Source organism: Kitasatospora sp. MY 5-36, from assembly GCF_001182915.1.
GTDB lineage: Bacteria > Actinomycetota > Actinomycetes > Streptomycetales > Streptomycetaceae > Kitasatospora.
This window is the reverse complement of record NZ_LFVW01000384.1, coordinates 1-1,872: the sequence shown is the minus strand read 5'-3', so window position 1 is coordinate 1,872 and position 1,872 is coordinate 1. Positions and strand designations below refer to the sequence as shown.

Here is a 1,872-nt window from a genome sequence, read left to right as displayed (position 1 = left end):
CACCGCGACCCGGCCGGCCACCACGACGGTCTCCACGCCCGCCGGCGCCAGCAGCGGCCGCTCGAAGGTCGCGCCGTCCAGGACGGCCGCCGGGTCCAGCACCACCAGGTCGGCGACGGCGCCGTCCCGGACCACCCCGCGCCCGGCCAGCCGGAACCGCTCGGCGGGCAGGCCGGTCATCTTGCGCACCGCGAGCTCCAGCGGCAGCAGGCCCTGCTCGCGCCCGTAGTGGCCGAGCACCCGGGCGAAGCTGCCCGCCCAACGGGGGTGCGGGCGGCCGGGTTTGGGCACGCCGTCCGAGCCGATCATGGACAGCGGGCTGGCCAGCACGCGGCGGACGTCGTCCTCGCGCATCGAGTGGCTGATGATGGTCACCTCGCCCCGCGCCTCCAGCAGCAGGTCGCTCACGTAGTCGACCGGGTCGGCGCCGCGCTCGGCGGCCAGGTCGGCGATCCGGCGGCCCTCGGCGGTACGGCGGGCGGGCGCGGCGGCCACCGAGATCAGGTCCCAGCCGCCGTTGCCGACGGTGTTCTCCCAGCCCTCGACGCCGTTCGCGATGTCCGCCCGGATCCGGTCCCGCACCTCCTTGCTGCGCAGCCGCTCCAGCAGGGCGGCCGGCCCGCCCTCGCTGGTCCACGGCGGCAGCATCGCGTGCAGCACGGTGCTGCCGGCGGTGTACGGGTAGACGTCGCAGAGCACGTCCACGCCGTCGGCGCGGGCCTGTTCCAGGCGCGGCAGGGTGCGCAGGGTGGCGCCCCAGGCGTGCCGCCCGGCGGTCTTGTGGTGGGAGACCTGGAGCGCGGCGCCGGAGCGCACCGCGATCTCCAGCGCCTCCTCCAGGGCCTTCTCCACCTGGGACATCTCGTCGCGCAGGTGGGTCACGTACGGCTTGCCGTGCCGCGCGGCGACCTTGGCCAGGGCCACGATCTCCTCGGTGTCCGCGTAGACGCCGGGCGGGTAGATCAGGCCGGTGGAGAGGCCGGCCGCGCCCTGGGCCAGCGCCCGGTCGAGCAGGTCGCACATGGCGGCCAGCTCCTCGGGGGTGGGCGGGCGGTCCTCGAAGCCCATCACCCCGGCGCGCAGCGTGCCGTGGCCGACCAGCGAGGCGATGTGGTTGCGGCGCAGTTCGGGCCGCTGGCCGGCCGCGAAGGCGTCGAAGTCCTCGGCGGGCAGCACCGGCCCGAGGCCGAAGGAGACCCGCAGGTGCCCGGCCAGTTCGGGCAGCCGCTCGGGCAGGGCGGGGAACAGGCTGATCCCGCAGTTGCCGCTGATCTCGGTGGTGACGCCCTGGAGCAGCGGGGCGAGCCGCAGTTCGTCCAGGGCGTCGCCGTCGGTGTGGGTGCCGCCGCCGAAGGGGGCGGCGAGCGCGTCCGAGTGGGTGTGGACGTCGATGAAGCCGGGGGTGACGACCCGTCCGGTGACGTCCAGCGTCTCGGCCGCGGCCACCGCGGTGCCCGGCGGCAGGACGGTGACCCGGCCCCCCGCGACGGCGAGGTCGGCCGCGCGGCCGGGCGCCCCGGTGCCGTCCACCAGGGTGCCGCCGCGCAGCAGCAGGTCGACCGGGGTCGTGGTCACGTCCGCTCCCATCAGTCCTGTCGCTCCCATCAGAGCACCGTCGAGAGGAAGGCCCGGGTGCGGTCGTGCCGCGGGGCGGTGAACACCTCGGCCGGGCTGCCGGCCTCCACGACGGCGCCCTCGTCCATGAAGACGACCCGGTCGGCGACCTCGCGGGCGAAGCCCATCTCGTGGGTGACGACGATCATCGTCATGCCGCTGCGGGCGAGGTCGCGCATCACGCCGAGCACCTCGCCGACCAGCTCCGGGTCGAGCGCGGAGGTGGGCTCGTCGAAGAGCATCAGGGTCGGTTCCATG

1 protein-coding gene and 1 pseudogene are annotated in these 1,872 nt (G+C 75.6%); both read right to left on the bottom strand.

Translation table 11 applies throughout. From position 1 onward, the window contains the following. Positions 1-1,575 (bottom strand): amidohydrolase family protein (locus AE652_RS23410; protein ID WP_234348504.1); only part of this gene is annotated, 1,575 nt, incomplete at its 3' end. A 29-nt stretch (positions 1,576-1,604) separates the two neighbouring features. Further along, positions 1,605-1,872, bottom strand: a pseudogene (locus tag AE652_RS23405) (ectoine/hydroxyectoine ABC transporter ATP-binding protein EhuA); the annotation flags it as partial.